The organism is Empedobacter sp. 225-1 (assembly GCF_030328185.1).
Classification (GTDB): domain Bacteria; phylum Bacteroidota; class Bacteroidia; order Flavobacteriales; family Weeksellaceae; genus Empedobacter; species Empedobacter stercoris.
In genome coordinates this window covers 1-2554 of the sequence record NZ_JACALO010000078.1, presented here as the reverse complement: position 1 = coordinate 2554, position 2554 = coordinate 1, and the positions used below count along the sequence as shown (strand labels likewise).

At 37.4% G+C, this 2554-nt stretch carries 2 protein-coding genes; both read right to left on the bottom strand.

The genetic code is table 11. From position 1 onward, the window contains the following. Positions 1 to 106 precede the first annotated feature (106 nt). The gene (mph, locus tag HX088_RS13760) at positions 107 to 991 is read right to left on the bottom strand and encodes an Mph(E)/Mph(G) family macrolide 2'-phosphotransferase (RefSeq protein ID WP_078213155.1); all 885 of its coding nucleotides are present in this window, start codon (positions 989 to 991) and stop codon (positions 107 to 109) included. A gap of 4 nt (positions 992 to 995) precedes the next feature. Further along, the gene (gene mef(C) / locus HX088_RS13755) at positions 996 to 2219 is read right to left on the bottom strand and encodes a macrolide efflux MFS transporter Mef(C) (RefSeq protein ID WP_085286200.1); all 1224 of its coding nucleotides are present in this window, start codon (positions 2217 to 2219) and stop codon (positions 996 to 998) included. Between the last annotated feature and the right edge of the window lie 335 nt (positions 2220 to 2554).

Genomic DNA, 2554 nt, shown 5'->3' with positions numbered 1-2554 from the left:
CCCAAACCGTTAGCTGCAAGGCTACACAACAACGCTAATAGACAAACATCCCTTGAAATAATAGGGAGCTGACCCGATTAAGGTGTCAGCCCCTACTAAAAAAAATCTACTCAACACCTAACTGTAATTTTGCAGAACTAAGATGAATTTCATCTTGTGTTTCTAAAGCAAAATATCCATAAGCTAGAGGTGCGGCAGCAGCTCGTTCAACTGCTTGTTCAAACAGTTTATCCCATACTTCTCCACCTTGTTTTTCGTATGCCGAAATTAAATTTTTCAGACTTTCTTCACCGAAAACAGTAACGTGACCTGAAAAATCTTGTGCTATATCGCTGACTTGTGCAGTTGACCAATCAATAATTCCACAAACTTCTCCATTATGATGAGTAAGTGTATGACCTGCATACAAATCACCGTGAATGAATTTTGTAAAATTCGGCCATAAGGCATCATTATCCAGCCATTTTTGGTACCGAAGTTCTAATTCGGCATTTATCCCTAATTCAGATTTCACCAAAATCAATCTTTCAGAAATCTCATTTCTAACCTGTTCAGGTGTCAAAACTTTTAGATTATTACGAAGTACTTCTTCCGTAGGAATTGAATGAAGTTCTATAAGTGCTTTCGCTAATGATGGTATATAAAGGTCGTTTTCTTTAGACATATTCCAGGTTACTTCATAAGTCTCCGCATCATAAGTAAGTGCAGGTTTTCCATCGAGCAAAGGATAGGCTACCAGTTTTTCATTAGCTATACGCCAATCAGGAACTTGAACCGAAAGGTATTTCGACACCAATTGAAGAATGCGTTTCTCATTCGCAATCTGTTCGCCTAAGGTTGTTCTTCTTGGAATACGCAACAACCACTTTGTGCCATCCCTATCTGTAGCGAAACCAACCTTAAAATCAATTCCCATTTCATTAAAACTCATTTCATCCGAAAGAATTAACCCATTTCTTTCCGCTAATTTTTGAATATCTCTATTTTTCATTTTTTTAAATATTTTTGATTTTACCTAATTGCATTAAGTTGCGAGTGCTAAACGAAAGAATACCCACAAGGATTGCCAAACAACCGCTTATGATAAACGTAATGTTTACACCAATAACTTCTGCAATCAGGCCTGTGAATAATAAACCGATTACACTTGGCAAAACTGCCAAACTATAATAAAGTGAAAATACACGTCCTAATTTTTCAGGACTTACCTCTGTTTGTACAATTGCTGTAAAACAGCCATTGAAAACAGACAGGCTGATACCGCCAATGGCTGTTACCATCACAAATCCTACAAACCAACTTGCAGGTAATACACCACTCAAAATAAATGTAAGTCCCAATAATACATACATAACATTGACTGCGACTACTTTTGAGCCTTTCAATTTGAAAATACTCAGGATGACACCGCCAATAAGCATACCTCCGCCCCAAACCACTTCTACAATTCCTATCTCCCATTTTCCTCCTGCAAAATGCCCTGTTGTGAGCAACGGAAACATAATGGCAGCTGGCATTATAACAAAGGTTATCGCCATTGCATAAAGAAAAAGATAACGCAAACCTTTGTTTTTTGAAACAGTCTGAAACCCTTCCGAAAATTCTGTAGCAATAGAATGTGCAGACGATTTTGACTTCGCAACCACATTGGGAATTTTCACCATCACGAGTGAAAGAATAGCCAGCAATGCTCCAATCAAATCCAAGTACAATACTTTTGAAATAGGAAGATAAGCAATGGCTAATGTGCCAATGGCAGGACCACCAATACTGCAAACCGAATGTAACACCTGATTAATTCCTGCTACCTTTATCAATTCATTTTGGGGTACAATCAGCGGAGCAATTGCCTGTAGTGCCGGAGCGTGAAAAGCATTACCAACAGAGCGTAAACCCAATAAAATGTATATCCATATAAGATTAACATTTTCATTTTGTAAAATGACGAGTAACAAAAGGGCACAGAGAGCTATAAAAGCATCCGAAAAAATCATTACATATTTACGATTGAGACGGTCAACATATACACCTGCTATTAAGCCTATCAATGCTTGAGGCAACATAGCTGCTATTCCTGCGTAGGCTAAAACTTCGGCTGACTTGTACTCCAGACTAAGCCATATAACAATAGCAAACTGAACAGCATAACTTGTAAGCATTGAAGCAAACTGTCCAGCCCATATAAACATATAGGTCTTAAACCATTTACGGTTTTCCATAAAAACTTGATTAAATTATACAACAAAATAATTGTAGCATAATACTAATAGAGTACTATACCATAAAAGTGGGTTTTGAAGAGAATTACCCTAATAATTATTTAATCCAAGGCTTTGCCACGTGTTGTATACTTTTTGGAAGTGAAGCCACAAAAGTACAAATTATTATCTCAAAAAACAAGCTATTTTAGCAAAATTAAGCCCAGCAGCTAACAAGGGTTTTGCAATAGTGGGGCGAAACTGCAAAGTTCAACTGTTGTTCTTCGGTTCAACTTTTGTGCAAAATTGAAGATTTGTGCTTCGATTGCCCCACCATCGCAAAGCCCCAAAACGTT

Excerpts from the sequence above, each read along its gene's own strand:
- mph (WP_078213155.1), bottom strand. The coding sequence starts at position 991 with ATGAAAAATAGAGATATTCAAAAATTAGCGGAAAGAAATGGGTTAATT.